The organism is Streptomyces sp. NPDC041200, assembly GCF_055591805.1.
On the sequence record NZ_JBVIZF010000019.1, the window covers coordinates 1 to 23,559 of the forward strand.

Consider the following 23,559-nt stretch of genomic DNA (forward strand, 5'->3'; position numbering starts at 1 on the left):
AGACGCAGCCTGCCGGTCGGAGTCAGCGGGGCATTACGGTGGATCAACGAGGGCCTCCTGGTGCCGGTACAGATGTCGCAATCCACACCGAAACCAGAGGCCCTCGCCTCTTTCAAGCACCACTCACAGCGCGTCGCCCGTCACCAACGTGCCGGGACAGCATAACTAGTTCGTTGATCGCGTCTTCTGCCGCGCCTCAGCGCGATGCGACCGTCCCCGTCGCTGAATACGAGCAGCTGTCGGCGACGGCTGAAATGTGGACCAGTAGCGACGCTTGAAGGTCGGCCCTCAGGTGGTCTGACTCGTTGAGCCGGACCGAGAGAAGTGGTGATCCGCGGTGGATCATCGCCGATGCTGCTTTCGAGGAACGCGGCCGATCTGATCGCCGGGCACTGGCAGCTGCTGACCGGCCTCGGCGCCGTCCCTAGGACGCTGGTGGTCACGGAGGCTGCGGACTCCAACGGCTCGGAGCGACCTCGCCGATCAATTACTTCTGGGTAATGGCAAAAGTCAGCAGGTCGTCGGACAACTTGTCCCGGCTGACACAGTGAGCAACGAGCGGGCACTCGGAGCACACGGGCTGGTCCTCCCTGCAGAGATCCATACCGATAAGCCGAATCGCTCCCATGCGCAGCGGTGCGTCCTCACCCGCGCCCACGAGCTTGACCAGATTGACGCGGCCCTCGCTGAGGCGGTTCACGTGGTCCGTATCCACACCGTTCACTCGAGCCGCGACCCGCAGCGTGCTCTGGCCGACCAGCATGAGGTCCTCTCCGATCAGTAGTCGGTAGAGGGCCGCCTCGGCTGGCTTCATGCCGAGTTTGGCGGGTACGTCGAGCCGCTTTTTCCACTGCCAGTCATAGGGCTTTTCCACCAGCGGGGCCAAGCGGTCCACACGGGACCGGACCGGCACCGTAGGCGCTGCGTCAACCAGCTTCTTAAAGAGTGCCGCGGTAAGCGTCTTTGACCTTCTGACAGGGAGCATCAACTCCGCCATCACAGCTGGCTTGACCTTTGCGCCGGAGACTATGGCCACCACTGCGGCGTGAAGGGATACCGGCTCTTCGCTGGGGAGCTGGTGCCAGTCCCCGCCATGACGCTTTTGCTTCGCCCAATCCGTCAGACCGTTCCTGACCTCCCGCCAGTGGGGCCGCAGCCCGGCAGTCTCGGCAGCGGCGTCGCCAGTCGGCTTCAGCACCTCCGCAGCGGCCTCTCCCAGTAGCGGGGGAACGGCGTTCCCGATCTGCCGAAAGGCGTCACTTCGGGTACCGGCGAACCGGAAGTGATCCGGAAACGTCTGTACGCGCGCTGCCTCCCGCACGGTGAGAGTCCGCGGCTGCTCCGGGTGGATGTACCAGTAGCCGTCCTTGGCGATGTGAGCGGTGATCGTACGGCTGAGTTCTCCCCAGGCCAGCTTCTTGTACTTGTCCGTGTACTTTTCCGCGCTGTACCGCTGGTATTCCTTCTCGTCTTCGGTCAGCTTCTCGTGAAGATCCGAGTATTTGGTGTCGGACTCCATGACCTCGAAGATCCGGTAGTCATCCTTCCGGACCCTCCGTGTCATGTGGTCCCAGATCAGCCCGCGAGCTGCCCTTTCGCGCATCTTCTTGGCGAAGGGGGACAAGTTACGAGGCTTCCGGTATTTCAGCTTCCGCTCTCCGACCCGTTCCGTGGCAACGACCTCCAGCTTGGGCAGGTCGCCGATAGCATCGCGGAGGGTGGTGCGCTTGGGTTCGGGCTGCCGCCACGCGAAGTCGTCGACGTCTTTCCTGGCCAAGAGGATGAGACGCTTCCGATGCTGCGGAACGCCGTAGTGCCACGCGTCGACGAGCCTCACCTGCGTCGCGTAGCCGAGCTCTTCCAGCTCCTCCTCAATCGTCCGGATGACGAAGAAGTCATCGTGGAGCCCCATGTCGGGGACGTTCTCCATGAGGACTGCTCGCGGGTTGATCCGCTTGACCATGTCCAGGTAGGCGCTCCACAGCTCCTTGCGGCGGTCCTCTGGGTCGCGGCCGTGGTGTTTGACGAGGTCACGGATCTTGTTTCGCCCGGCCCTGCTGAAGGGCTGGCAGGGGGGGCCACCCGCCACAAGGTCGATCTTGGCGGGCTTGAGGATCTCCTCAAGCCTGTCACGCTCGCCGGGGTCGCCGAGATTCATCTTCAGGCTGAGGCCCGGGAAGTTCGCCCTGTGACTCTCCAGCGCACGCCCGTCGAAGTCCACCGCTGCCGCAGTGGTCCATCCAGCGAGTTCAACACCGGCACTGAGACCGCCGGCGCCGGAGAACAGATCCACGGCCAGCCTCTTCCCCTTACCGAAGCCTTCCAGCCAGTCCTGGAATTCCTCCGGGGTGCAGCTGTTCTCGTTCGGATCCAGCTTGAGGTAGTCGCTGCGTTCAAGAGGTACGCCGTAGTGCCCCACCTTTACAGCACAACCCTTCGTACGCATGACATGAACGAGCACCAGGACATCACAGACGCGCTGGTGGAAGCAAGGATTCCGCCGAAGCGGACAGTGGGAAAACCCGCTGCTCACCCGCCGTGGCTTCCCCCGGGTATCGCGGTCTCAGGACCCCCCGGCCCCAGGTCCGAACCGATGCTCTGGCGGACTCTGAGACCACCAATCTTAAACGACCGAGAGACCATGATCCCCATCAGTTCAACAACAGGGCCCGCAGGGGGACACACTCATAGGTTCCCCCGATTCAGCCAGGTGGACCCTTGCCTGAAGGGTGGCATCGCGTCCGGTCTGCGCAGCATGAGGGCAGGTCCGAGCCTGGGGTCTCGACGCGTCAAACAGCTCCCTGCACCGGCCGCCGGTCAGGCATGATCGGCACATGATCCCCGAGTTCGATGTAGAGATCGGCGACAACTAGCGACCTCACGCATCAACTTGACGACCGAGAAGGTTGCCGCTGGTTTCGTCGAGCACCACCACGACCAGTGGCCAGGAGTGGCCGGCGTGAGTCGCGCCCTCAGCGCAGCTCGGACCGCCACCTTCTACTCCTGCTCCAGCGAGCTCGGCAACCACCAGCCAAGTATCCGATGGCAGACGTCGTCGTGAGCACCCCAGACGGTCAGTGCATGAGGCGTGAAGGCTCAGCCTCACCACGGTGGCCGCCCCCGCGCTTTCATGGACGGCGACTACTGGGTGGTGGCAGAGACCTCTGCCACCGAACAGGCAGCCCTCTGCCCCCGAGACGAAGAAGGCGTCTGAGGACTGAGTAGTGTCGGAGGTGGAGGCATGTAATGGCGACAGAGACACCTTGGATCCCGCCGGACGGATCATGGGCGTCGTCTGAGTCCAGACGACGGAACATGCAGGCGATTCGGAGCCGCGACACGAAGCCGGAGAAGCTCATCCGGCGCTTGGTCCATGCGCAAGGTCTTCGCTATCGCGTGGCAGCCAAGCCCCTCCCAGGCCTTCGCCGAACGGCTGACATGGTCTTCCGCCCGGCGAAGGTCGCGGTGTTCATCGACGGCTGCTACTGGCACGGCTGTCCCAAGCACTACGTGCCGCCGAAAACCAACCAGGGCTACTGGTCAGGCAAAGTGGCTGGGAACGTCGCACGCGATAGAGACACCGATCAGCGCCTTGCGGACGCGGGATGGACCGTGCTCCGCTTCTGGGAGCATGAGTCAGCTGACAGCTGCGCACTCGCGATCGCCGCTGCCGTCACCAAGCTCCGCCCCGGGCGGGGCTGACGGGTCCCCGAAGAGGTCGCGGTCGGGATCTTTGAGGTCTTCGGCTCGTTCGTCACGCCCAGGCCGCACACCCCGAGCTTGCGCCATGCCTCCTTGACGCGGGTCGGCCCGAGGCCAGCGCCGCCACGCTTCATCGATCTCGCTGAGGGCCGGGTGATGGAACCCAGCCCTGTGCAGTTCGACCGCTTGGCCTCCGGCACCAGTGCAGATCCCCACTGAGGCGAACTTGGCCTCAGTGCGAGTCAGGCACCCTCCTTCCGAACGGAAGGCACTGTGTGCAATCAACCCAGCACAGGGGGCGATAAGGCCACTGACGCTGTGACTCGCCAAGTGGGCGGGACAGCCTCGCCCCACACCGCCCGCCTCATACACATCTCTGCGAACACTCATACGATATTGCCTATGCGAAGCCCTGCATGGACCCGGGACGAATTGCTGCTGGCGTGCGTACTCGTCGTCGACAATGGTTGGCGCGAGCTGCGTGAAAACGATCCGCGGACGCATGAGCTATCCAGGCTGCTCCGTTCGCTCCCCCTTCACGGCGACGCAGTCAAGAGCGTGCCCAGCTTCCGGTCCGTTGGCAGTGTCAGCCGCAAAACCACTGACCTGGCCACAAACCATCCCGCGTACCAGGGGAAACCCACCAGGTGCGGGCGCCTGGACCGGGAGGTGATCAGCGACTTCATCTCTCAGCCGTCGAGGATGGTGAACGCAGCCAGGGCAATCGCGGAAGGCATCCGCTCCGGCGAACTCCAGCAGATACCCGAGCAGCCGGACGAGGCAGCCGAGGACGGCGCCACCGGTACCGAAGGCCGTCTCCTCGCGCGCTGGACGATTTCGCGTGAGCGCGACCCCAAACTCCGCCAGCGCAAGATCGACAGGGTTCGGTACCTCGGTCAGCCGTTGGCGTGCGAAGTCTGTGACTTCCACTTCGGCCGCTTCTACGGAGCGCTCGGCGAGGGCTACATAGAAGTGCACCACGTGCTGCCCCTCCACATATCCGGGCCGCGCGAAACCAAGCTGGACGACCTTGCCCTCCTGTGCTCCAACTGCCATCGCATGTGCCACAGGGGCCGACTCGGCGAATCATGGCGCACCCCCACCGCCCTCCGCACCGAGATCCGGAAAGCAGCCGGGTAGGCACACGCTGTCATCCCCGCGGCCTCTCGCGGCTATGCCACCTCCAGCCCAGCCTCGAAGTGGGTCTGGGCGCGGTCGAGGATGTCGTCGGGGTCGAGGCCCTGTGCGGTCAGCCAGTGCAGCAGGTCCAGGATCAGGCTGGTCGCCGAGTCCTCCAGGACGGGGCGGTGGGTGAGCCGGGCGGCCGGACCGCCGACTGCGAGGCCGTACGTCTCCATCACGGCCGTCGCGCGCTGGATTCGGCGGCGGGTTTCGTCCGGGGTTACAGGCAGTTCGCACCAGACCGCCTTGCCGGCCGCCGTACGGATCGTGCCCCAGGAGGGGGACAGGGCGGCAAGCAGTTGCAGGCCTCGGCCGTTTTCCTCGTCGCACGTCGGATGGAGACGCTGAGGCTCCTTGCCACTCTTGTCGTGCAGTTCGACGCGGAGTTGGTCCGCTCCGGCGTCGAGGACGAGGGTGGCGGCGGAACCCTGGCCGACGTGTTTGATCACGTTCGACACCAGCTCCGTGGTGATCAGCTCGACCTCGTCGGTTAGGGCTGACATACCCCAAGCGGCGAGTTCGGCTCTCACCGTTCGGCGGAGGCCGGCCAGTTGGGGAGCGTCGGCCGTGAAGGGGAGGACGCATCGGCATGGTCGGGGTTCGGTGACTGAGTAGCGGTACATGGCCACACTCCTTGGGTGCCACGTCAGCGCTGCGCCAAGCCGTGTCCGTACGGCTGCGCTGCGTAGCCTCACTGCTGCGAGTATGGCAGTGAGAAGTCTCGCTATGTAACTTCTCATGGAATCTCGAACGGGTGAATCCGCTGGTCCGCCAACTTCGCCCGGTCATAGCCTTGTTGCCGCTGGCCTCGTCCTTCACCGCCAGCCTCAGAGGAAGAGGTAGCCGTCATGCCAGCGCGGGCCACTACTCGTCGCCGCCAGCTCGGCGTCATGATGCGCAAGTTCCGGGCCCGCAAGGGGATGACGCTGGAGGAAGCCGGTCGGCTCGTCGGCGTATCGAAGGCGACCGTCAGCCGGTACGAGACGCAGGAAGGGCCCGTGAAGTGGCCCATCGTGGATGCGCTGTGCAGGGAGTACGGGGCGAGTGAGGCGGAGCGGAAGGCCGTGGTCGGCCTGGCGAAGGACGCCAAGCGGCAGGGGTGGTGGACCTCGTTCGCGGACTCGCTTCCGGAGACCATGAACCTGCTGTTCACGCTGGAGGACGAGGCGGTCCGTGAGGATCACTTCGCCTGCCTCTACGTGCCGGGCCTGCTGCAGACGCGTGGCTACACGGAGGCCGTGCAGCACGCTTCCGAGATGCGGTTGTCCGCGGAGGAGGTCGAGCGCCTGGTCGACATCCGCATGAAGCGGCAGGAGATCCTGAGCCGACCGAAGGCGCCGCACCTGTGGGCGATCCTCGATGAGTCGGTGATCCGGCGGGTGGTCGGCTCGCGCGAGGTGATGCGGGAGCAGCTGGACCATCTGCTCCGGGCCAACGAGTCGACCGACATCACGCTCCAGGTGCTGCCCTTCGCGAAGGGCGCGCACTCGGCGGCCATGGGGAGCTTTGTGGTCCTGGGCGGCGTGGAGCCCTCCCTGGACGTCGTGTACGTGGACATCCACGTCGGCTCGCTCTTCATGGAGAAGGACGAGGAACTGGAGCGCTACCGGCTCGCGTTCGACTACCTTCGCGCTCAGGCGCTGGACATGTCCGCGTCCTCCGCCCTCATCGAACGCGTCCGCGAGGAGATCTGATGCGCGAGCCCTGCATATCCGAGAGAGACGCCGGTTGGTTCAAGTCCTCCTACAGCGGTGCCGGTAACACTGAATGTGTAGAGGCGTCCTTCGGGCCGGGCAGGGCCGCCGTGCGGGACTCGAAGGAGCCGGGGCGGGGCGTGCTCGGGTTCTCGGCAGGGGCCTGGGGCGACTTCGTCACGGCCGTGCGGGGCGGGCAACTGGGCTGAGCCCTCGCTCGCCGGGCGCCGTTTCCATCCAGACGTCGCTCTGCCCCGTCAGGGGGCGGGGCGGGACAGGGAGTCGACCGGATGACACCTCTCGTGTGGCACAAGAGCAGCTACAGCAATGGGAGCGGGGGCAACTGCGTGGAGACGGCGAAGCTGCCGGACCACGAGACCGCCGTGCGGGACTCGAAGGAGCCGGGGCGGGGCGTGCTCGGGTTCTCGGCGGGGGCCTGGGGCGACTTCGTCACGGCCGTGCGGGGTGGAGAGTTGAGCTGAACGGCCGCGCGCCCGGCCGGGCCGGAGGGCCCGCCGGGCGCGCGTGGCGTGAGGTGCGGGGGCTTACGGGTGGTACTTCTCCTCGACCGACTCGGCAGCGCCGGACTTGCGGTCCATGGTGACGCGGACGGTCACGCTGTTGGTCTTCGCGGCCTTCTCCAGCTCCTCCACGGTGCACTTCTTGGTGCCGTAGCCGTCGTCGCCGATGCTCGGGCTGCCACTGTCGTCGACGCAGATCGCGGCCGCGCCGAGGATCTGCGTGGCGTTGGCGACCAGGAACGCCTGCTCCGTGCCGCCGTCCTCGGGCTTGACGGTCAGCTTGCCGGGCGCGAGGTACGCCAGCGTGCCCTCGATCGTCTTGTGGTTGCCCGCGTTGGCGACGCCGCCCCCTTCGGAGGGGGCCTTGCTGCCGGTGCCACCGGTGGACTTGCCGCCGTCCTGGCCCTGCGCGCCGGAGTTGTCCGAGGAGGAGCCGCCACCCGTGGACCCGGTCGAGCCCGAGGCGTCCTGCGAGGCGGACGCGGTCGAAGAGCTTGAGGAGCTCGCCGCGCCGTCTTCGGGCCCGCAGGCCGTGGCCCCCAGGCCCAGCGCCGCGGCGGCGACGACGGTGATGGCGATGCGGCGGCCGGCGCGGCCGCGGAAGCGGTTGGTGGCGGTCTTCATGGTGCTTCTCCCGTTGCTCTGTTCTCTCGTCTCGTTTCCGGACGAAGATCAGCTTCGACGACCGCGCTGGTGTTCTACTAACAAATAGCTAATGAAGTGCAGCGATGCACCGCAGCGCACTTGCGCCCCTGCATAGGGTCGGGGGCAACGAGACCCTTGGAGTGGGAGGCAGCGGGATGGCTGGAGTACCGGCGGGCGTCGTGGCCGCGGGTGGGTTGATCGGGGGGTACGGGGTCGCCCGGTGGACCAGGAAGCGGCCGCTCGGTGGGGTCGCGCTGGCGGCGGCCGGGGCCGTGGCCGCCAAGGGGTGGCGGGAGAAGGCGGGGAACGGGACGGCTGCCGCGCTCAGCGGTTTGTACGTGGCCGCGTTCGCCGGGTCGCATCCGTTGGCGAGGAAGGTCGGGGCGTGGCCGTCCGTCTTCGGGGTCGCCGGTGCGGTTGCCGCCGCTTCGTGGGTGCTGGCCGATCGGCGCGGGGCGTACGGGTGTCCGGATACGCGCTGACGGGCGGCGGCGCGGAGATGCACTACCCGTCCACGATCACGGCGTACTCAGTGGGCATCTGCTTCGACTGATCCGTCGGCCCGTGACTGCCTTCGGCACCGCAGCACGGCGGGCGCGTCACTGCGCCATTGGAGGTGACCGACGGACAGTCCTTGGGCTGTGTGGGTCAATTCCGGCGCCTTCATCCGCATTTTTTATGATTTTCTCTCTTAAATCTGAGGTGACAGTCGACATCCGACTGCGCTTCATATGGAGGAATCATGCAGATCGCGAAGAAGGCGGCCTTCCTGGCCGCGACCGCCGGCAGCCTGGTGCTCCTCGGGACCGGCACCGCGGCCGCCCACGGTGGCACGGACCACGACGTTCCGCCTCCCCCCGCCAACGTCCAGACCTGCAGCGTCCAGACCGGCGACATCAGCTTCACCAACGGTGACGTCACCACCGGGAACGTCGGGGACGACTCCCCGGTCGCCAACAACACCATCATCATCAGTGTCAGCTGCTTCAACACCACCGATGGCGCCTGAGGTGGCTTAAGGAGTAAAAGAGCTGGGAGTCTCCGGGCGACGATCATGAACTGAGCGAGTGGGAGAAACGCGCCGTGCATGTCGCCCCGGGACTCCCAGCGCACCCGACCCGTCAGGCTGCCCATGCTTGGTGGGTGTTGGCGGATCGGCGCCGGGGGGGTAGAGGCCCGGGCGGCCGGGACGGCGGATTGTCGTCCCGGTGCCGCGCGGGTCGGGGTCAGTCCGAGGCGGACGTCAGCAGGTCCAGTTCCGGCTGGGTGAGCTGGAGGTCCGCCGAGGCCAGCAGGGCCGGGAGTTGGGCCGGGACGCGGGCGCTGGCTATGGGGGCGACCACGGTCGGCTGGGCAGCGAGCCAGGCCAGGGCGACGGTGGCGTGGTCGGCGTTGTGGTTGGCGGCCACGTCGTCGAGGGCGGCGAGGACCTTCTGGCCGCGCTCGGTCTCCAGGTGCTGGGCGGCGCCCGTGGAGCGGGCGCTGTCGACCGTGGTGCCGGGGCGGTACTTGCCGGTGAGGAAGCCGGACGCCAGCGCGTAGTACGGGAGCGTCGCCAGGCCGTGGCGGGAGGCGACGTCGGCCAGCTCGCCCTCGAAGGTGTCGCGCGAGACCAGGTTGTAGTGGGGCTGGAGGGCGACGTAGCGGGCCAGGTTCTCCCGGGCTGAGAAGTCGAGGGAGGCCTCGAGGCGCTCGGCGGAGATGTTGGAGGCGGCGATCTCGCGGATCTTGCCCGCCTTCACCAGCTCGTCGAGGGTGGAGATGATCTCCTCCACCTCCACCGACGTGTCGTCGTAGTGGGTGTAGTAGAGGTCGACGTAGTCGGTGCCCAGGCGCTGGAGGGACTCGTCCAGGCCGGACTTGATGGCGGAGGAGGAGAGTCCGCGGGGCTCCGGGACGCCGGCGCCGACCTTGGTGGCGAGGACGATGTCGTCGCGGTTGCCGCGGGAGGCGAACCACTTGCCGAGGACCGTCTCGGACTCGCCGCCCTGGTTGCCGGGCGCCCAGGCGGAGTAGACGTCGGCGGTGTCGATGAAGTTGCCGCCCGCCGCCGCGTACGCGTCGAGCACCTCGAAGGACTCGGCCTCGTCGGCCGTCCAGCCGAAGACATTTCCGCCCAGGGAGAGCGGGAAGACGGACAGGCTGCCGATGTTCTTGCGGGTCGTCTCAGTCATACATACATACAGCGTCTCCGACGGGCCCGTGTATTCCGGTGGCGGCGGGGCGGCGGTAAGACGGACCGGCGGCCCTGGCGTCAAGGGGGGAGAGAGCGCCAGAGCCGCCGGAACGAGGGGCCGTCGCGGCGGCGACGGCCGGATCAGGGAGTCACGGGTTCAGCCCGTGGTCGCGCAGCCAGGTCAGCGGGGCGATCGGGGAGCCGCCGCCCGGCCGTACCTCCAGGTGGAGGTGGGGGCCCGTGACGTTGCCGGTGGCGCCGACGCGGCCGATGGTCTCGCCCGAGGACACCTTGCCCGAGGTGACGACCATGGACGACAGGTGGCAGTACCAGATCTCGGTGCCGTCATCGAGCTTGAGCACGATGCGGTAGCCGTACGAACCGGCCCAGCCCGCCTGGGTGATGGTGCCGCCGCTCACCGCCTTGACCGGGGTGCCGGTCGGGGCGGCGAAGTCCTGGCCGGTGTGGTCGGCGGACCAGATGTCGCCGGCCTGGCCGAAGCCCGCGGTCAGGGTGTACGAGGCGACGGGGAGGGTGAACCCGGCGGAGGTGGAAGTGGAGGACTTGGCGGGGGCGTCGGCGGCCTTGGCCGCGGCGGCCTTCTTCTCGGCCTCTTCCTTCGCCTCGGCGGCCTCGGCGGCCTTCTTCTTGGCGGCGGCCTCGGCCTTCTTCTGCTCCGCCAGGTCGCGGGCCTTGGCCGCGGCCTTCGCGGCGTCGTCGGCGGCGGCCTTCGCGGCGGCGCGCGCCGCGGCCTCGCGCCGGTCGTCGTCCGCCGCGGTCTGCTGGCTCTCGGCCTGCTGGAGGATACGGGTGCGCAGCGCCTCGCCCGAGTCGGTACCGCTCGTGGCGAGGGTGGCCGCGGCGGGCTGGGCGGAGTCCTGGTCGTCGGCCATCAGGGAGCCGATGCCGGGCAGGTCCTTGGCGGCGGGCAGCTGGGCCTTGACCTCGTCGGCGACGTGGGCGAGGTCCGGCATGGAGATCGGTGGGTTCGGCCGGTCCTTGGCGCTCGCCATGCCGCCCGCGCCGACCGCCGCGATGACGCCGACGCCGAGCACGGCACTGCTGCGGGCCATGGTGCCGCCGCGCGGCTTGACGACGCGGTGCCTGCCGCGCAGCGGAGCGATGGACTCCTCGGTGGGGTTCCACTCGTCCCAGACGGCTTCCTTGCCTGCGGACGGCTCATCTGGTTCGGCACCGAGGCCGACTGCGGGGCGGGCGCCGGCTCCGGCGTCGAAGCCGACTCCGTACGCGGTCGCGGTGCCGATGCCGGTACCGGACGAGCGGTACGGAGCTTCGTCCAGTACGGACCTGTTGGACGCCACCGGGGCGCACTCCTTTCCTTCCCTCTCGCCTACCGGGTTAGCTGACGGGTTCGGAGCAGGAAGGTCTCCTACGGGTCAGGTTCGACCCGATTCACCCCAAGGTGGTGGTTCCCCGGTTCCCTGGTGCCGCGACTGTTGCTGCCGTGGTGCGTGGTGGTGCGTGGTGCTCAAGGTGGTGCTGTCGCTGCACGTAACGGGATTCGGCGACGGCGCACGGTGCCGCCTCTGCGACGGCTGTGCCGACCGCGCTGCGTTATCGAACGTTAATAGAGAGCGCGACATGATTCCAAGCTCTTCTGAAGAATTCGCGCAGCTTTGGCATGAACTTAGTAACCAAGGAAGGACAGATGGGGGCGTTTCACCCCACTTGAAAAGGGATGGCAAAAACCTCCGGCGGGCTGATCGTGTGTCAATCGTTATGCGCGCGCGTCACGGTTGGCTACGGTCCGTGTCCGGAGCGGGGGGTGTCGTTCCGTTCGGCGCCGTTCCGTTCGGCGCCGTTCCGTTCGGCGCCGTTCCGTTCAGGCCGGGCGGGCGCCGCACCGCGAGCAGTGCCATGTCGTCCGAGGTCTCCCCGCCCGAGTGCAGCGCGACATCCTCCACCAGCGCGTCGAGCATGCCGCCCGGTCCGGTGAAGCGGCGGCCGCGCAGCCGCTCCTCGGGGACGTAGAAGGTGCCGTGCCGGTCGCGGGCCTCGGTCACCCCGTCCGTGAACAGCAGCAGCGTGGCGTCCTCCGGAAACCGCAGCTCCGTCACCCGGTCGGGCCACGCGCCCAGTTCGCCCATCCCCAGCGGCAGCGCGGGCGTCTCCGGCTGCAGTGGGCGCACCTCACCGTCGCCGGGCAGCAGCAGCGGCGCGGGGTGGCCGCGGTTGATGAGGCGGAGGGTGGAGTCGCCGCGCGGGATCTCGCCGAGGACGGCGGTGGTGAACCCCTCGAACGCCTCCAGCTCGGCCCGCCGGGCGCCCTCGCGCCGCAACGCCCGCTCCAGCCGTCCCGCCAGCCCCTCCAGCGTGGCCTCCTGCTCGGCCGCCTCCCGGAACGCGCCGATGAGGACCGCGACGACCTCCACCGCCTGCAGCCCCTTGCCGCGGACGTCCCCGACGATCAGCCGTACCCCGTGCGGGGTGTCCTGGACCGCGTACAGGTCGCCGCCGATCGCGGCGTACCGCTCGGCCGCCACATAGCGCGCCGCGACGTCCAGCCCGGCGATACGGGCGGGCGGTACGGGCAGCACGGCCCGCTGCGCCGCCTCCGCGATGCCGCGCGCCGAGGCCAGCCGCCGGTCGCCGCGGCGGACGACGCGGTTGATCACGAGCGCGAGCAGGGCGACGGTGGCCACGGTGGCGATCTCGGTCGCGGCCTGGGTCGGGTCCCGTACGCCGTGCAGCTCCGCCAGCAGGCAGACGGCGGTGAGGGCGAGGACCGTCGTGACGATGGTCTGCCGCAGCGGGAAGAGGGAGGCGGCGACCAGCGGGGCCGCGGCGAAGAAGGGGGACGCGGTGTACGGGGCCGGGGCGGCGAGGTCGAAGGCGACGCCGCCGAGCAGGAGGAGGGCGGGGGTCCACGGGGCCAGCTGGCGCCCCGGCGAGGCCCGGACGGCCTCCTCGGCCGTGATGAGACCGGGGGCCGTGCCCGAGGAATCGGGGGCGGCGGGCGTACGGGCGCCCGGACGAGCCCTGCTCCCTCGCACCCGCGCCACCGGCCTGTCTCGCTTTCCCTGGTTCGTGGCCCCGTCCATCAGACTTCCGGGTGCCGGGCCGCCGTGCGAGTCGATGGCGGCCATGTGGGTGCGTCAGAAGTGCTTCGCGGACGGGGCGTGGTTGTGCGGGGGTTGACGGCCCCCGGGTGCCCTGCGGCCCCGGATGGCGTGCATCCGGGGCCGCAGGGTGAGCCGTGGCGTTCGCCGGGGCTCGGTCAGCCGCGGCCGTGGCCGCCACCTTGGTGTTCGTCGCTTCAGGGGGTGCCGAGGGCGATGTTGGAGCACTTGCTGCCGATGTTGATGTCACCCGTCGGGGCGAGCGCGGCGGCGCCGGTGATCGGACCGGTGGCGGTGTCGCAGTCGTTGCTCTGGACGGCCGCAGTGCCGTTGGTGAAGTTGATGCAGTCGGAGGCGATGTTGAGATCGCCCGCCGGAGCGGCCACGGCGCCCTGGATGATGGCGCTGGTCGCGGTGTCGCACGCGTTGGTCTGGATCGTCCCGAAGGGGTCGAAGCCCCCGCCACCGTAACCGTGGGCGGACGCTCCAGCCGCACTCCCCAGGACCAGGGCGCCTGCCGCCACGGTCAGGACAGCAACCTTCTTGCCGATGTTCACGAGATTTCCTCCAGAAGAGCTGAATCCGCGGAAAACCACACATTGCGATTCAACGAAAGGACATCCGCGACACCGGGGAGGCGCGCACGCACTTCACCCGATGGGCCCACTGTCGGACTATTCGGAAGCCAGCGCGTCAGGGATCGACGCCGTCAGAGATCGACGCCAAGGGCGCGGGCGTGGCGGTCGGCCGCCAGCTCCGCCGACACCTCGTCGAGGTAGACCTCGCACACCAGCCGCCCGTCCCGGGTCAGGTTGTGCTCCAGCTCCCACAGCACGATCTCGTCCCCGCCCGCGAGCAGGAAGGCGTGTTCGTAGAAGCGGCACCAGGTGGCGTCGGGGCCGCCGGAGCGGCGGCGCGGCTTGGGGGCGAGGGCGATGTCATGGGCGAAGGCGGTCATCAGCAGCCGCTCGGTCTCCTCCCCCGGCCGGTCGGGGTTCTCCGCGCGGCGCAGGACGCGGCGGGCGTGGTCGGCCGAGTTGTCGGCCACGTACGCGCGCTGGACGCCCGGGGGCTCGGCAGCCTGGAGCAGTTGGTCCGGCAGCCACAGCGGTAACCCGTCCAGCTCTTCCCAGCGGGCACCGCCGATGCAGCGGTGGACGCGGCCCTCGGCGAGCGCGAGGGCGCCCTCGTCCGCGTACAGCTCGAAGAGCGGGTGCTCCTCCGGGCCGGTGTTGTGCTCCAGCTCCCACAGCAGCAGGCTGCTGCCGTCGGGCAGCAGGAAGACATGCCGGTACGTCGTATAGCCACGCGGACCTGACGGCTCGTTGCACTGCCGGCAGGAACGCAGCTCGGACTGGTGCATCAGGGCGCTCCGCGCCCGCTTCAGCACCGCCTCGCCGATCTCGAAGCCGTTCTGCGCACGGGCCAGCAGCCCGTCCATCAGCTCGGCGGGGGTTCCCCCCGCTCCTGAGTGCCCCACGTCTCTCCTCCCGCCCCCGGGTGACCGCCTCGCACACTTAGCGTAGCGGCGTGAACACGCGCCGCGCCTGTGGTTCCGCGAAGCAGCCGGTCGGACTTGCGCCTCACTCACTCCTGCGTCATGGAGCCAGGATGTATCACTTGTTCGACGGACCGAACAAGTCGGAATGTCATATTCCGGATACCTGGCCGCCATCGACGGGCCACCGGCAGGCCGGGACAGAGCCGCCGCACACTTCACTCCGGCCTTTTCGGATTTCCCGAAAAGGCGGCACGCCTCACGCCCCTGAATGCCTGTCATATGAGGGACGCCCTATGCCAGACGAGTGAAACGAAGTCCTCACCCAGTGCCTTTCCTGAATGCCTTCGTTGAGTCAGGCGTCCGTGAATCCGCGGAATAACCACACGGAGGATTAAGTGAACATCGGCAAGAAGGCAGCCTTCCTGACCGCAGCGGCCGGCGCTCTGGTCTTCGTCGGCGCTGGCGCCGCTAGCGCGCACAACTACGGCTCCGACCTGGGCGCCATTCAGACCAACGCGTGTGACACCGCCACCAGCGCCATCATCACCGGCGCCGTGGCCGCTCCGTCGGGCGACTTCAACCTCGGCTCCGACTGCATCAACTTCACCAACTCCGGTGCGGTCTACCAGAGCAACGACTGCGACACCGCGACCGGCCCGATCACCACCGCCGCCGCGCTGGCCCCGACGGGCGAGATCAACATCGGCAGCAACTGCACCAACATCGCGGTCGACGACACCCCGTGACGTCTCCGCGTCGCTGAACACCCCACGGTGTTCCTGTGGAAACGGCGGCCCTGGAAGCACTCTTCCAGGGCCGCCGCCGCATGAATGGACATTGACCCACGATGTGTTTACTGCGCCATTCGGGTACGGCGATGGCGTTCCGGGGAGCCTCAGCTGGTCGGCGTCGTTCATCAGGTGTTCGCTGATATCCGGGAAAAACACTAGGAGGCTCTTAGATGCACATGGGAAAAAGGACGGCGCTTCTCGTAGCAGCCGTGAGCGCACTGGCCATCGGTGGCGCGGGTGCCGCCGACGCCGCCGACAGCGGCACCGGTCCATCGACACTCCCGCTCGGCGGCGGAGTCCAGCAGAACCGCTGTGACACCAGCTCTCTCATCGGCACCATCGAGATCACCGGCGGCGGCGAGGACATCACCAACGAGACCAATTGCGTCAACTACGCGGAGTCGGGGGTGTCGGAGCAGAAGAACCGTTGCCGGACCCATTCCGTCGTCGGGCCCATCACGGTCGCCCTGGCGCCCGGTTCCGAGGTCACCAACCGGACCAACTGCATCAACGTCAGCGAGTCGGGCGAGGTGACGAAGCAGAGCAACGACTGCGGGACGACCTCCGTGCTCGGTCCCATCACGCTCGGCCCCGGCACCGAGGTCACCAACGAGACCAACTGCCTCAACGTGGCCGGAAACGGGGAGGACCAGAGCAGCGGAACGGCGGAGTAGTCGACGGCGCTTTTTCATTCGCGCGGCCCCCGGAATATCTTCACGGGGGTCGCGTACTTTTTTGACGCCCGGAGTTTCCGGCCGCCAGAGTTTTCGGTGACTGGGGACAAGGGGTGAAGATATCCAAACTGCGGCGGACGGGTGAAGCTCCCCGCCGTACCGGATCCTCCGGTCTTCGTCTTCGTTGATTGGGTGTCTGCGGAATATCGCGGAGAATCACCTACGGAGGCACCAAGCAATGAAGATCGGCAAGAAGGCAGCTCTCATGACGGCCGCGGCCGGCGCCATGGTCATCGGCACCGCGGGTGGAGCGAGCGCCTACGGCCTCGGCGGCCTGACCGGCGGCAACAACGGGGCCCACCAGGCGAACTCGTGTGACACCGCGACCAGCGCCATCATCACCGGCGCTGTGCTCGCCCCCTCGGGCGTCCTGGATGTCGCCTCCGACTGCGTCAACTTCACCAACTCCCGCGCGGCCACGCAGGTCAACGACTGCGACACCGCCACGGGCCCGGTCACCACCCTGCCCGCTGTGGCGCCGACCGACGACATCGAGCTGGGCAGCAACTGCACCAACATCGCGATCGCCGAGCCGCCGACCGTCGTCGTCAAGCAGGTGGTGAAGGAGAAGCACCACAAGGTCGTGAAGAAGGAAAAGAAGGCCAAGAAGAAGCACGCCAAGAAGAAGGCGCACGGCCACTCTTTCTGAGACCGTCAGTCTCACTGAGTCGGCATCGCACCGACGCGGCCCTGGAAGCGGCATTCGCTTCCAGGGCCGTGGCCTTTCCGGGACGCAGGACGGTTGCCGGCATAATTATCCGGAGCAGCCCGCGAGGGCCGGAACGCAATTGTTGGGGTTGTTGCCGGTCACGTTCGTCGCGATCAGCGATACCGAACCGCCGTCGGAGAAGATGCCGCCACCCTGGCCGCCATTGGCCGTATTGCCGGTGATGTTGGTACCGACAATTTGCGTGCTTCCGGCGTGGCTGAAGAGTCCGCCGCCATTAAGGGTGGCGATGTTTCCGGACACCGTGGTGGACTGCAATTGCAGCGCGCTGCCGAAGTTCGCGATACCGGCGCCGTGACTTCCCGCCGTATTTCCGATGATGCGTCCGCCATTGAAGGTCATATTCCCGGTGGACGTCCAGATACCGCCGCCCTCGAAATTGGTCGCGTGGTTGGTCTCCAGCGTCACGGCGCTCAGGACGGAATTCCCGAAGTTCGCGACGGCGCCGCCGGTGCTGTCGCCGGTGTTGTCGGCGAACGTGGTGCTGTTGGCGGTCAGCGAGGCTCCCGTACCGACGTGCACGCCGCCGCCGTCGCCCGCGGTGTTGCCCGAGAGGTGGCTCAGGGAGAAGGTGGCCGAGGCGCCCGGGGCGACCTGGACGCCGCCGCCGATGCCGCTCGCGACGTTCGCGGTGACCGCGCTCTGCTGGAGGGTCAGGAAGCCCTGGTCCAGGATCCCGGCTCCCTCCACCGCCCGCCCGCTCGAGAAGGTCACCCCGTTCACGGTGAGACGTCCGCCGGGCGCGACCTCCGCGATGCGGAAGTCCGGTGCCGAGGCGCTGCGTCTGATGGTCGCTCCGGTGCCGGTGAGGGTCACGTTCCCAGTGATGATCGGGAGCCCGTCGGGGCCGTTGGCGCCCGTCGCCGCCACCGAGGTGAGCGTGTACACGCACCCGGGGGCGAGGGAGACGGTCCCGCCCGCGGCCGCCTGGCCCACCGCGGTGACCAGCGCCGCCGCGTTCCCGCAGGGCACGGTGGCCTGCGGCGAGGCGTCACCGCCCGCCCTCGTTCCCCCTCCCTCGGCCGACGCCGGTGCGGAAGCGCCCCACGCCAAGAGCGCCAGCACCATGACGGGGAGGGTTCCGCGGCTGGTAGTCACGAGTCGCACGAGGGTCTCCTTACGCGTTTTCCTGGGAGAGCGAGCAGGCTCAGCCTGTGTGGCCAGGGCGCGTTCGGCATCCGCTCAGGCGCCGCCCGTGTGACCGCCGATCGTGCGCGCACGCGGCGGGCCAAGGCCCCAGAAAAACGACGAAACCGCAGGTCAGCGATGCTGCCTGCGGTTTCCCGGGTGGGTCATCAGGGGCTCGAACCCTGAACCAATGGATTAAAAGTCCACTGCTCTGCCAATTGAGCTAATGACCCGCACCCCCGCAGCATAGCCCGGCCGCGGGGTCCGCCCCGAGACAATATCGTCCCGGGTCGAAAGGCCGTGCAACCGCGGGGGGTTGCACGGACCTCATCGGCGTCGGTCAGCCGTTGCGCTTCCAGCGCGGCTTGTCCGTGCGGCGGTCGTGGGAGCGGCCGCCGGCGTTGCCGCCGCGGTGGTCGTCACGGCGCGCCGGGCGGTCGTCGCGGCGGTCGCGGTTGAAGGGGCGGTCGCCGCCACGGTGGTTGTGGTCCCGGCGCTCGAAGGAACGGCCACCCGACGGACGGTCGTCCCGGCGGTCGCGGTTGAAGCCACCACGGTCGTCGCGGCGCTCGAACGAACGGCCACCACGGTCGCCGCCACGGTCATCGCGGCGGTCCCGGTTGAAGCCACCCCGGTCATCCCGGCGGTCACGGCCACCCGACGGACGGTCATCGCGGCGGTCGCGGTTGAAGCCACCACGGTCATCACGACGCTCGAACGAACGGCCACCACGGTCGCCGCCACGGTCATCGCGGCGGTCCCGGTTGAAGCCACCCCGGTCATCACGACGGTCACGGCCACCCGACGGACGGTCGTCCCGGCGGTCGCGGTTGAAGCCACCACGGTCATCACGACGCTCGAACGAACGGCCACCACGGTCACCGCCACGGTCATCGCGGCGGTCCCGGCGGTCGAAGTTGCCCCGCTCGTCCCGGCGCTCAGCGGCCGGGGCAGCGGACTCGGCCGAGCGCTGCGCGGGCACGAACGGAACGGCCTCGGCGGCCTCGGCGGGAGCACCGGCGGCCTCGGCCGCGTCGCCCTGCGCCGGGGTCTCGCCGCGCTCGCGCGCCGCGCGGGCCGCCAGCCGGTCGGCCTCCTCGCGCAGCTCGCCCGCGCGCCGCTGCACCTTCTCCAGCTCCCGGGTGAGGTCCTGCACCTCGCGCTCGGCCTGCTTGGCGGAGTTCGCGGCGGCCTCCGCCTGCACCTCGGTGAGCGAACGGGCACCGGTGATCCGGGCCACGTCCTCGTCGAAGACGCCCGCCCCGCCGACGATGTGACGGGAGGCGTCGACGCCCGCGTCCTCCATCAGCCGGAAGATCTGCCGCCGCTGGTGCGGCAGGGCCAGCGACACGACGGTGCCGCTCTGGCCCGCCCGCGCCGTACGGCCGGAGCGGTGCAGGTAGTCCTTGTGGTCACCGGCCGGGTCCACGTTGAGCACCAGGTCGATGCCGTCGACGTGGATGCCGCGGGCGGCGACGTCGGTGGCGACGAGCACGTTGACGTACCCGTCCTTGAAGTCGGCCAGGGTCCGGGTCCGGGCGCCCTGCGTCATGCCGCCGTGCAGCGCGTCGGCGCGCACGCCCGCGTCGCACAGCTGCTCGGCGACCCGGTCGCAGCCCAGCTGGGTGCGGACGAAGATGATCGTGCGGCCCTTGCGCGCCGCGATGGCGGCGGTGACCGGCGCCTTGTCCTTCGGCTTCACCACGAGCACGTGGTGGGTCATCGTGGTGACCGCGCCCTGCGCCGAGTCGACCTCGTGGGTGACCGGGTCGACCAGGTAGCGCTTGACCAGGCTGTCGATCTCGTTCTCCAGCGTCGCGGAGAACAGCAGCCGCTGGCCACCGCTCGGCACCAGGTCCAGGATCTCGGTGACCTCGGGCAGGAAGCCCATGTCGGCCATCTGGTCGGCCTCGTCGAGGACGGCGATCTGGACCTTGTCGAGGGTCGCGGCGCCGCGGTCGATGATGTCGCGCAGGCGGCCCGGGGTGGCGACCAGGATGTCCACGCCCCGCTCCAGGGCGTAGATCTGATTGCCCATCGAGGTGCCGCCGCAGACCACCTTGAGCTTGAGGCCGAGGACGTCGCCGTACGGCTGCAGCGCGTCGCTCACCTGCATCGCCAGCTCGCGGGTCGGGGTCAGGATGAGACCCCGGGGGCGCTTCTTCTCGGTGTGGCCGCCGGCCAGCGAGGTCAGCAGCGGAAGACCGAAGGAGAGCGTCTTCCCGGAGCCGGTACGGCCGCGGCCGAGGATGTCCTTCCCGGCCATGGCGTCGGGGATGGTCGCGGCCTGGATCGGGAAGGGCGTGGTCACGCCGTTCTGCGCGAGCTTGCGGACGATCTGCTCGGGGAGGCCGAGGTCAGCGAAGGTGATTTCGGGGCCCTTGGAAGTCTCGGGGGTGCTCTGCTCGGCGTCATCGGCGTCAGCCGTTTCGACCGCGTCGGCCGCGTCGTCAGCGGAGACGTCGGCGCCGGGCTCGGCGGGGGCAGTGGTGGACTCGGCGCGCTCGGCCTGCTGGAGCTGCTCGACCGGCTGGGGCTGGTCCCCGTGGTCGCCCTGCTCGTCGGTGGCGGGCATGACGGCGTGATCAGTGGAAACGGACATGCGAAATGCGAAACCTTCCGGAGTCTCGGCACGCGCCCAAACTCCGTGTTGTCGCAAACGACCGCCTCTATGCGGTCAGCCACGGGATGGCAAGGAACGCGCCTCACGGCGCACTTCGATGAGGCGCCGGGCAATGGGATCAAACGATCTACCACCATACGCACCCTCACCCCCCAAGAGCAAATTCGCCACGCCAACCGCCCATCCCTACCCCCCGTGTCCCACATCACGCCCGCGTCACGCACCGCGCCTGGCCCGTGCCTGGCCGCCCGTTCGCCCGTGCTACCCCGCGGGCTCGGCGGGGTCCGAAGCGGGCGGGGACGCCGGCTCCGACGGAGTGGGCTTGGGGTCGGGCGCGCTCGGCGGCGGGATCGACGGACGCGGCTCCGGCGCGGCATCGGAGGGCGCGGGCGCCCCCGGCTCCGGCGGCGGGGACGGCGCCGGGCGGTGCGCCCCTGAGCCGTGCTTCCCGGGCGACGGCGAGGGCTCGGCGCCGGGCTCAGCGGCGGCGGACGCCGACGGCGGACGGCGCTCGCCGTCCTTGCGCTTATGGCCCTTGGCGTCCCGCGGCGCCACCGTGTACGTGTGCCCGCGGCCGTCCGTACGCACCACCACGCCACCGCCCGGCTCCGCCGCCCCGCCGCCCTTGTCGGAGCCGCCGCGGTGCCGGTCCGGCTTCCCGGGGTCGTCGGAGATGCTCATGCAGCCGCCCAGGGCCAGGGCCCCGGCCACCAGGGTCACCACCACGGCGCTCCGCGCCGAGACGCGGGGGGCGCGCGAGGCGCGGGGCGCGTCGGTGCCGGAGGAACGGTCGGTGCGAGGAGCGGGGGTTCCAGACATGCGTGGGACACCTCCAGGCCGCAGGGCTGTGACGCAGTACCCAACTGGCCCCGCCCCCCTTAGGACACGCGTGCGGCGTAACCCGTGCGCCCGAAGCGAACCCGCGCCCCCCTTGGCCTCACCCGTAGCCGAGTGCGTGCAGCCGCTCGTCGTCGATGCCGAAGTGGTGCGCGATCTCGTGGACCACGGTCACCTCGGTCTCCTGGACCACGTCCTCCCGGGTCTCGCTCATGCGCAGCGTCGGCCCCCGGTAGATGGTGATCCGGTCGGGCAGGACGCCCGCGTACCACTCGCCGCGGTCGGTGAGCGGCGTCCCCTCGTAGAGCCCCAGCAGCTCGGGGTCGTTCGCGGGCGGCTCGTCCTCCACGAACACCGCGACGTTGTCCATCAGCCGCGTCAGCTCCGGCGGGATACGGTCCAGCGCCTCGGCGACCAGTTCCTCGAACTCCTCGCGCGTCATCTCCAGCACCTGGCCATTGTCGGTCAGCCGGGCCCGGATGGGGGCGGTCCGCGCCCGGGAATGGCGCGCTGGACGCCCGGGAATGGCGGGCCGGGCGCCCGGGAATGGTGCGCTGGGCGGGCGGGCATACGCGCTCCATGGCCCGCGATCCGCTGCCCCTCGCCCCGGCCGCCGAGCGGCCACGGCCGGTCGTCCGCGCCGCCGGGCTGGCCGCGGTGACCCTCCTGGGGGCCTGGATGGGGCTGCTGGTCGTCGGGAGCGTCCACGCCTCGGTGGGCCCGATGGACACCCGGATGGCGCTCAGGCCGTCCCTCACCGGCGGCACCGAGATCAACGTCTCCCCGCTCGGCGCCCTCGAACTCCGCAGCCACCACGCCCCGCTCCGCCTCGACGTCGACGTGGACCGGCTCGACCCGATCCGGTCCGCGGCCCTGGTCGACCACCCCGAGCGGCTGTCCGGGCTGCAGGAGGAGGTGGCGGGCGATGTCGTCCGCGGCACCCGGGACCTGGCGGTGCGCTCCTGCGCGGCCGTCGTGTTCGGCGCCACCGCGCTGGGCCTGGCCGTCTACCGCCGCCCACGGCGGGCGCTGGCGGCGGGCGGCCTCGCGCTGGGGCTGCTGGCCGCCTCCGGCGGCGCCGCGTACGCGACCTGGAACCCGAACTCGGTGCTGGAGCCGCGCTATTCGGGGCTGCTGTCCAGCGCCCCCTCGGTGGTCGGCAACGCGCGCGGCATCGTCACGGACTTCGACGTGTACCAGCGGGAGCTGGCCCGGCTCGTGACCAACGTCACGCAGCTGTACGAGGCGACCTCGACCCTGCCCGCCTACCGGCCCGACCCGACGACGATGCGGGTACTGCACGTATCGGACATCCACCTCAACCCGGCCGCCTGGCACATCGTCCAGTCGCTGGTCCGGCAGTACAAGATCGACGTGATCATCGACACAGGCGACACGATGGACCACGGCACCGCCGCCGAGAACGGCTTCCTGGAGCCGGTCTCCGACCTCGGCGCCCCCTATGCATGGGTACGCGGAAATCATGACTCGGCGACGACGCAGCGCCATCTGGCGGGCCGCGAGGGCGTCCACGTCGTGGACGGCGGCCGTACGGTGACCGTCGGGGGCCTGCGGATCGCGGGCATCGGCGATCCGCAGTTCACCCCGGACCGCTCCGCCGCCGTGGCCGGTGACGCCGCCGAGCACCGGGCGGGCCGGACGCTGGCCGACGCGATCCGGGCCCGGAAGGCGGCGGGCGCGCCCGTGGACATCGCCGTCGCCCACAATCCGCTCGCCGCCCGGGAGACCGACGGGACCGTGCCTCTGGCCCTCACCGGTCATGTCCACCACCGCCGGACGGAGGTGCTGCCCGGCGGCACCCGGCTGATGACGGAGGGCTCGACGGGCGGCAGCGGGCTGCGCGCGGTGGACGACGCCGAGCCCGACAAGGTGCAGGCGTCGGTCCTCTACCTGGACCGGGACACCCGCCGGCTGCAGGCCTGGGACGAGATCGATCTGGGCGGGCTCGGGCTCGCCAAGGCCGAGGTCAGCCGTCATCTCCCGGCCGAGAACCGGCCCGGGGCGACCCCGGCGCCGACCGATCCGTAAACCGTTTTGGCGAACCTCACCGGCATCCCATATGCTTCTCGCGTCCCCGAAAGCGCCGAGAGGCGCCCAGGTGGGCCATCGGCCCTCATCGTCTAGTGGCCCAGGACGCCGCCCTTTCAAGGCGGTAGCACGGGTTCGAATCCCGTTGGGGGCACCCACATCTTTGGTG

Annotated in this window: 23 protein-coding genes, 2 tRNA genes and 1 riboswitch; of the genes, 12 read left to right on the forward strand and 13 right to left on the reverse strand. The window is 69.3% G+C overall.

What is annotated here, in order from left to right; translation table 11 throughout:
• Positions 1–487: 487 nt before the first annotated feature.
• Positions 488–2,419, reverse strand: coding sequence for a DNA cytosine methyltransferase (locus ACZ6CL_RS30360; RefSeq protein WP_468941339.1), 1,932 nt, complete (start codon positions 2,417–2,419; stop codon positions 488–490).
• Positions 2,420–3,246: 827 nt separating this feature from the next.
• On the opposite strand from ACZ6CL_RS30360, the gene ACZ6CL_RS30365 reads away from it, so the two are divergent.
• Positions 3,247–3,702, forward strand: a complete 456-nt coding sequence (locus ACZ6CL_RS30365) for a very short patch repair endonuclease (RefSeq protein WP_468941341.1) — start codon at positions 3,247–3,249, stop codon at positions 3,700–3,702.
• 402 nt (positions 3,703–4,104) lie between these two features.
• Complete coding sequence (locus tag ACZ6CL_RS30370) at positions 4,105–4,842, forward strand: HNH endonuclease (protein WP_468941344.1); 738 nt, start codon at positions 4,105–4,107, stop codon at positions 4,840–4,842.
• A 32-nt stretch (positions 4,843–4,874) separates the two neighbouring features.
• Here ACZ6CL_RS30370 and ACZ6CL_RS30375 read toward each other — a convergent pair whose 3' ends face one another.
• The gene (locus tag ACZ6CL_RS30375) at positions 4,875–5,507 is read right to left on the reverse strand and encodes an ATP-binding protein (RefSeq protein WP_468941347.1); all 633 of its coding nucleotides are present in this window, start codon (positions 5,505–5,507) and stop codon (positions 4,875–4,877) included.
• Between the two features lie 225 nt (positions 5,508–5,732).
• On the opposite strand from ACZ6CL_RS30375, the gene ACZ6CL_RS30380 reads away from it, so the two are divergent.
• The 3 genes from ACZ6CL_RS30380 (at position 5,733) to ACZ6CL_RS30390 (ending at position 7,060) form a co-directional block, all read left to right on the forward strand.
• Positions 5,733–6,578, forward strand: coding sequence for a helix-turn-helix domain-containing protein (locus tag ACZ6CL_RS30380; RefSeq protein WP_468941350.1), 846 nt, complete (start codon positions 5,733–5,735; stop codon positions 6,576–6,578).
• Complete coding sequence (locus tag ACZ6CL_RS30385; protein ID WP_468941352.1) at positions 6,578–6,787, forward strand: DUF397 domain-containing protein; 210 nt, start codon at positions 6,578–6,580, stop codon at positions 6,785–6,787. Before ACZ6CL_RS30380 ends, ACZ6CL_RS30385 begins: the two co-directional genes overlap by 1 nt.
• Positions 6,788–6,868: 81 nt before the next feature.
• Positions 6,869–7,060: a DUF397 domain-containing protein gene (locus ACZ6CL_RS30390; RefSeq protein ID WP_468941354.1), complete on the forward strand. Its 192-nt coding sequence runs from the start codon at positions 6,869–6,871 to the stop codon at positions 7,058–7,060.
• A gap of 63 nt (positions 7,061–7,123) precedes the next feature.
• Here the strand turns inward: ACZ6CL_RS30390 and ACZ6CL_RS30395 are convergent, their stop codons facing one another.
• Positions 7,124–7,723, reverse strand: coding sequence for a hypothetical protein (locus ACZ6CL_RS30395; protein WP_468941357.1), 600 nt, complete (start codon positions 7,721–7,723; stop codon positions 7,124–7,126).
• Positions 7,724–7,899: 176 nt separating this feature from the next.
• Between ACZ6CL_RS30395 and ACZ6CL_RS30400 the strand changes: the two genes are divergently transcribed.
• The gene (locus tag ACZ6CL_RS30400; RefSeq protein WP_468941360.1) at positions 7,900–8,226 is read left to right on the forward strand and encodes a hypothetical protein; all 327 of its coding nucleotides are present in this window, start codon (positions 7,900–7,902) and stop codon (positions 8,224–8,226) included.
• Between the two features lie 260 nt (positions 8,227–8,486).
• Positions 8,487–8,753, forward strand: coding sequence for a hypothetical protein (locus ACZ6CL_RS30405; protein WP_468941363.1), 267 nt, complete (start codon positions 8,487–8,489; stop codon positions 8,751–8,753).
• Between the two features lie 217 nt (positions 8,754–8,970).
• On the opposite strand, the gene ACZ6CL_RS30410 is transcribed toward ACZ6CL_RS30405, so the two are convergent.
• The 5 genes from ACZ6CL_RS30410 to ACZ6CL_RS30430 form a co-directional block, all read right to left on the reverse strand.
• On the reverse strand, positions 8,971–9,918 hold the full coding sequence (locus ACZ6CL_RS30410) for an aldo/keto reductase (RefSeq protein ID WP_468941365.1): 948 nt from the start codon (positions 9,916–9,918) through the stop codon (positions 8,971–8,973).
• A gap of 151 nt (positions 9,919–10,069) precedes the next feature.
• On the reverse strand, positions 10,070–11,242 hold the full coding sequence (locus ACZ6CL_RS30415) for a M23 family metallopeptidase (RefSeq protein ID WP_468941368.1): 1,173 nt from the start codon (positions 11,240–11,242) through the stop codon (positions 10,070–10,072).
• 11 nt (positions 11,243–11,253) lie between these two features.
• Positions 11,254–11,383, reverse strand: a riboswitch (cyclic di-AMP (ydaO/yuaA leader).
• A gap of 288 nt (positions 11,384–11,671) precedes the next feature.
• Positions 11,672–12,934 (reverse strand): PP2C family protein-serine/threonine phosphatase, encoded by a 1,263-nt coding sequence (locus tag ACZ6CL_RS30420; protein ID WP_468941371.1) that lies wholly within the window; start codon positions 12,932–12,934, stop codon positions 11,672–11,674.
• Between the two features lie 263 nt (positions 12,935–13,197).
• On the reverse strand, positions 13,198–13,557 hold the full coding sequence (locus ACZ6CL_RS30425) for a hypothetical protein (RefSeq protein ID WP_468941373.1): 360 nt from the start codon (positions 13,555–13,557) through the stop codon (positions 13,198–13,200).
• 152 nt (positions 13,558–13,709) lie between these two features.
• On the reverse strand, positions 13,710–14,480 hold the full coding sequence (locus ACZ6CL_RS30430; protein ID WP_468941375.1) for a DUF6227 family protein: 771 nt from the start codon (positions 14,478–14,480) through the stop codon (positions 13,710–13,712).
• A gap of 416 nt (positions 14,481–14,896) precedes the next feature.
• Between ACZ6CL_RS30430 and ACZ6CL_RS30435 the strand changes: the two genes are divergently transcribed.
• The 3 genes from ACZ6CL_RS30435 to ACZ6CL_RS30445 all read left to right on the forward strand — a co-directional run bounded on the left by ACZ6CL_RS30435 (position 14,897) and on the right by ACZ6CL_RS30445 (position 16,675).
• Positions 14,897–15,247, forward strand: a complete 351-nt coding sequence (locus tag ACZ6CL_RS30435) for a hypothetical protein (protein ID WP_468941378.1) — start codon at positions 14,897–14,899, stop codon at positions 15,245–15,247.
• Between the two features lie 254 nt (positions 15,248–15,501).
• Positions 15,502–15,966 (forward strand): hypothetical protein, encoded by a 465-nt coding sequence (locus tag ACZ6CL_RS30440; protein WP_468941380.1) that lies wholly within the window; start codon positions 15,502–15,504, stop codon positions 15,964–15,966.
• Positions 15,967–16,204: 238 nt separating this feature from the next.
• Positions 16,205–16,675 carry a hypothetical protein gene (locus tag ACZ6CL_RS30445; protein WP_468941383.1) on the forward strand — a complete coding sequence of 157 codons (471 nt, stop codon included), beginning with the start codon at positions 16,205–16,207 and terminating at the stop codon, positions 16,673–16,675.
• A gap of 105 nt (positions 16,676–16,780) precedes the next feature.
• Here the strand turns inward: ACZ6CL_RS30445 and ACZ6CL_RS30450 are convergent, their stop codons facing one another.
• From ACZ6CL_RS30450 to ACZ6CL_RS30470, 5 genes are all read right to left on the reverse strand, one after another.
• Entirely contained in the window at positions 16,781–17,860 is a 1,080-nt protein-coding gene (locus ACZ6CL_RS30450) for a right-handed parallel beta-helix repeat-containing protein (protein WP_468941386.1), read from the reverse strand.
• Between the two features lie 181 nt (positions 17,861–18,041).
• Positions 18,042–18,114: transfer RNA gene (locus ACZ6CL_RS30455), tRNA-Lys, on the reverse strand.
• Positions 18,115–18,221: 107 nt separating this feature from the next.
• A complete protein-coding gene (locus tag ACZ6CL_RS30460; protein ID WP_468941389.1) occupies positions 18,222–20,483 on the reverse strand; it encodes a DEAD/DEAH box helicase in 2,262 nt (753 codons plus the stop codon).
• A gap of 282 nt (positions 20,484–20,765) precedes the next feature.
• Positions 20,766–21,323: a hypothetical protein gene (locus ACZ6CL_RS30465; protein ID WP_468941392.1), complete on the reverse strand. Its 558-nt coding sequence runs from the start codon at positions 21,321–21,323 to the stop codon at positions 20,766–20,768.
• 118 nt (positions 21,324–21,441) lie between these two features.
• The gene (locus ACZ6CL_RS30470) at positions 21,442–21,792 is read right to left on the reverse strand and encodes a metallopeptidase family protein (protein ID WP_468941395.1); all 351 of its coding nucleotides are present in this window, start codon (positions 21,790–21,792) and stop codon (positions 21,442–21,444) included.
• A gap of 128 nt (positions 21,793–21,920) precedes the next feature.
• Here ACZ6CL_RS30470 and ACZ6CL_RS30475 point away from each other — a divergent pair, with 128 nt between their 5' ends.
• Together ACZ6CL_RS30475 and ACZ6CL_RS30480 are read left to right on the forward strand one after the other, a co-directional pair.
• Positions 21,921–23,390, forward strand: a complete 1,470-nt coding sequence (locus tag ACZ6CL_RS30475; RefSeq protein WP_468941398.1) for a metallophosphoesterase family protein — start codon at positions 21,921–21,923, stop codon at positions 23,388–23,390.
• Between the two features lie 81 nt (positions 23,391–23,471).
• Positions 23,472–23,544, forward strand: a tRNA-Glu gene (locus ACZ6CL_RS30480).
• Positions 23,545–23,559: the final 15 nt, after the last annotated feature.

What these genes read in the sequence shown, in the direction of transcription:
- ACZ6CL_RS30365 (WP_468941341.1), top strand. Translation starts at nt 3,247, where the DNA reads ATGGCGACAGAGACACCTTGGATCCCGCCGGACGGATCATGGGCGTCG.
- ACZ6CL_RS30370 (WP_468941344.1), top strand. Translation starts at nt 4,105, where the DNA reads ATGCGAAGCCCTGCATGGACCCGGGACGAATTGCTGCTGGCGTGCGTA.
- ACZ6CL_RS30375 (WP_468941347.1), bottom strand. Translation starts at nt 5,507, where the DNA reads ATGTACCGCTACTCAGTCACCGAACCCCGACCATGCCGATGCGTCCTC.
- ACZ6CL_RS30380 (WP_468941350.1), top strand. Translation starts at nt 5,733, where the DNA reads ATGCCAGCGCGGGCCACTACTCGTCGCCGCCAGCTCGGCGTCATGATG.
- ACZ6CL_RS30385 (WP_468941352.1), top strand. Translation starts at nt 6,578, where the DNA reads ATGCGCGAGCCCTGCATATCCGAGAGAGACGCCGGTTGGTTCAAGTCC.
- ACZ6CL_RS30390 (WP_468941354.1), top strand. Translation starts at nt 6,869, where the DNA reads ATGACACCTCTCGTGTGGCACAAGAGCAGCTACAGCAATGGGAGCGGG.
- ACZ6CL_RS30395 (WP_468941357.1), bottom strand. Translation starts at nt 7,723, where the DNA reads ATGAAGACCGCCACCAACCGCTTCCGCGGCCGCGCCGGCCGCCGCATC.
- ACZ6CL_RS30400 (WP_468941360.1), top strand. Translation starts at nt 7,900, where the DNA reads ATGGCTGGAGTACCGGCGGGCGTCGTGGCCGCGGGTGGGTTGATCGGG.
- ACZ6CL_RS30405 (WP_468941363.1), top strand. Translation starts at nt 8,487, where the DNA reads ATGCAGATCGCGAAGAAGGCGGCCTTCCTGGCCGCGACCGCCGGCAGC.
- ACZ6CL_RS30410 (WP_468941365.1), bottom strand. Translation starts at nt 9,918, where the DNA reads ATGACTGAGACGACCCGCAAGAACATCGGCAGCCTGTCCGTCTTCCCG.
- ACZ6CL_RS30445 (WP_468941383.1), top strand. Translation starts at nt 16,205, where the DNA reads ATGAAGATCGGCAAGAAGGCAGCTCTCATGACGGCCGCGGCCGGCGCC.
- ACZ6CL_RS30460 (WP_468941389.1), bottom strand. Translation starts at nt 20,483, where the DNA reads ATGTCCGTTTCCACTGATCACGCCGTCATGCCCGCCACCGACGAGCAG.
- ACZ6CL_RS30465 (WP_468941392.1), bottom strand. Translation starts at nt 21,323, where the DNA reads ATGTCTGGAACCCCCGCTCCTCGCACCGACCGTTCCTCCGGCACCGAC.
- ACZ6CL_RS30475 (WP_468941398.1), top strand. Translation starts at nt 21,921, where the DNA reads ATGGCCCGCGATCCGCTGCCCCTCGCCCCGGCCGCCGAGCGGCCACGG.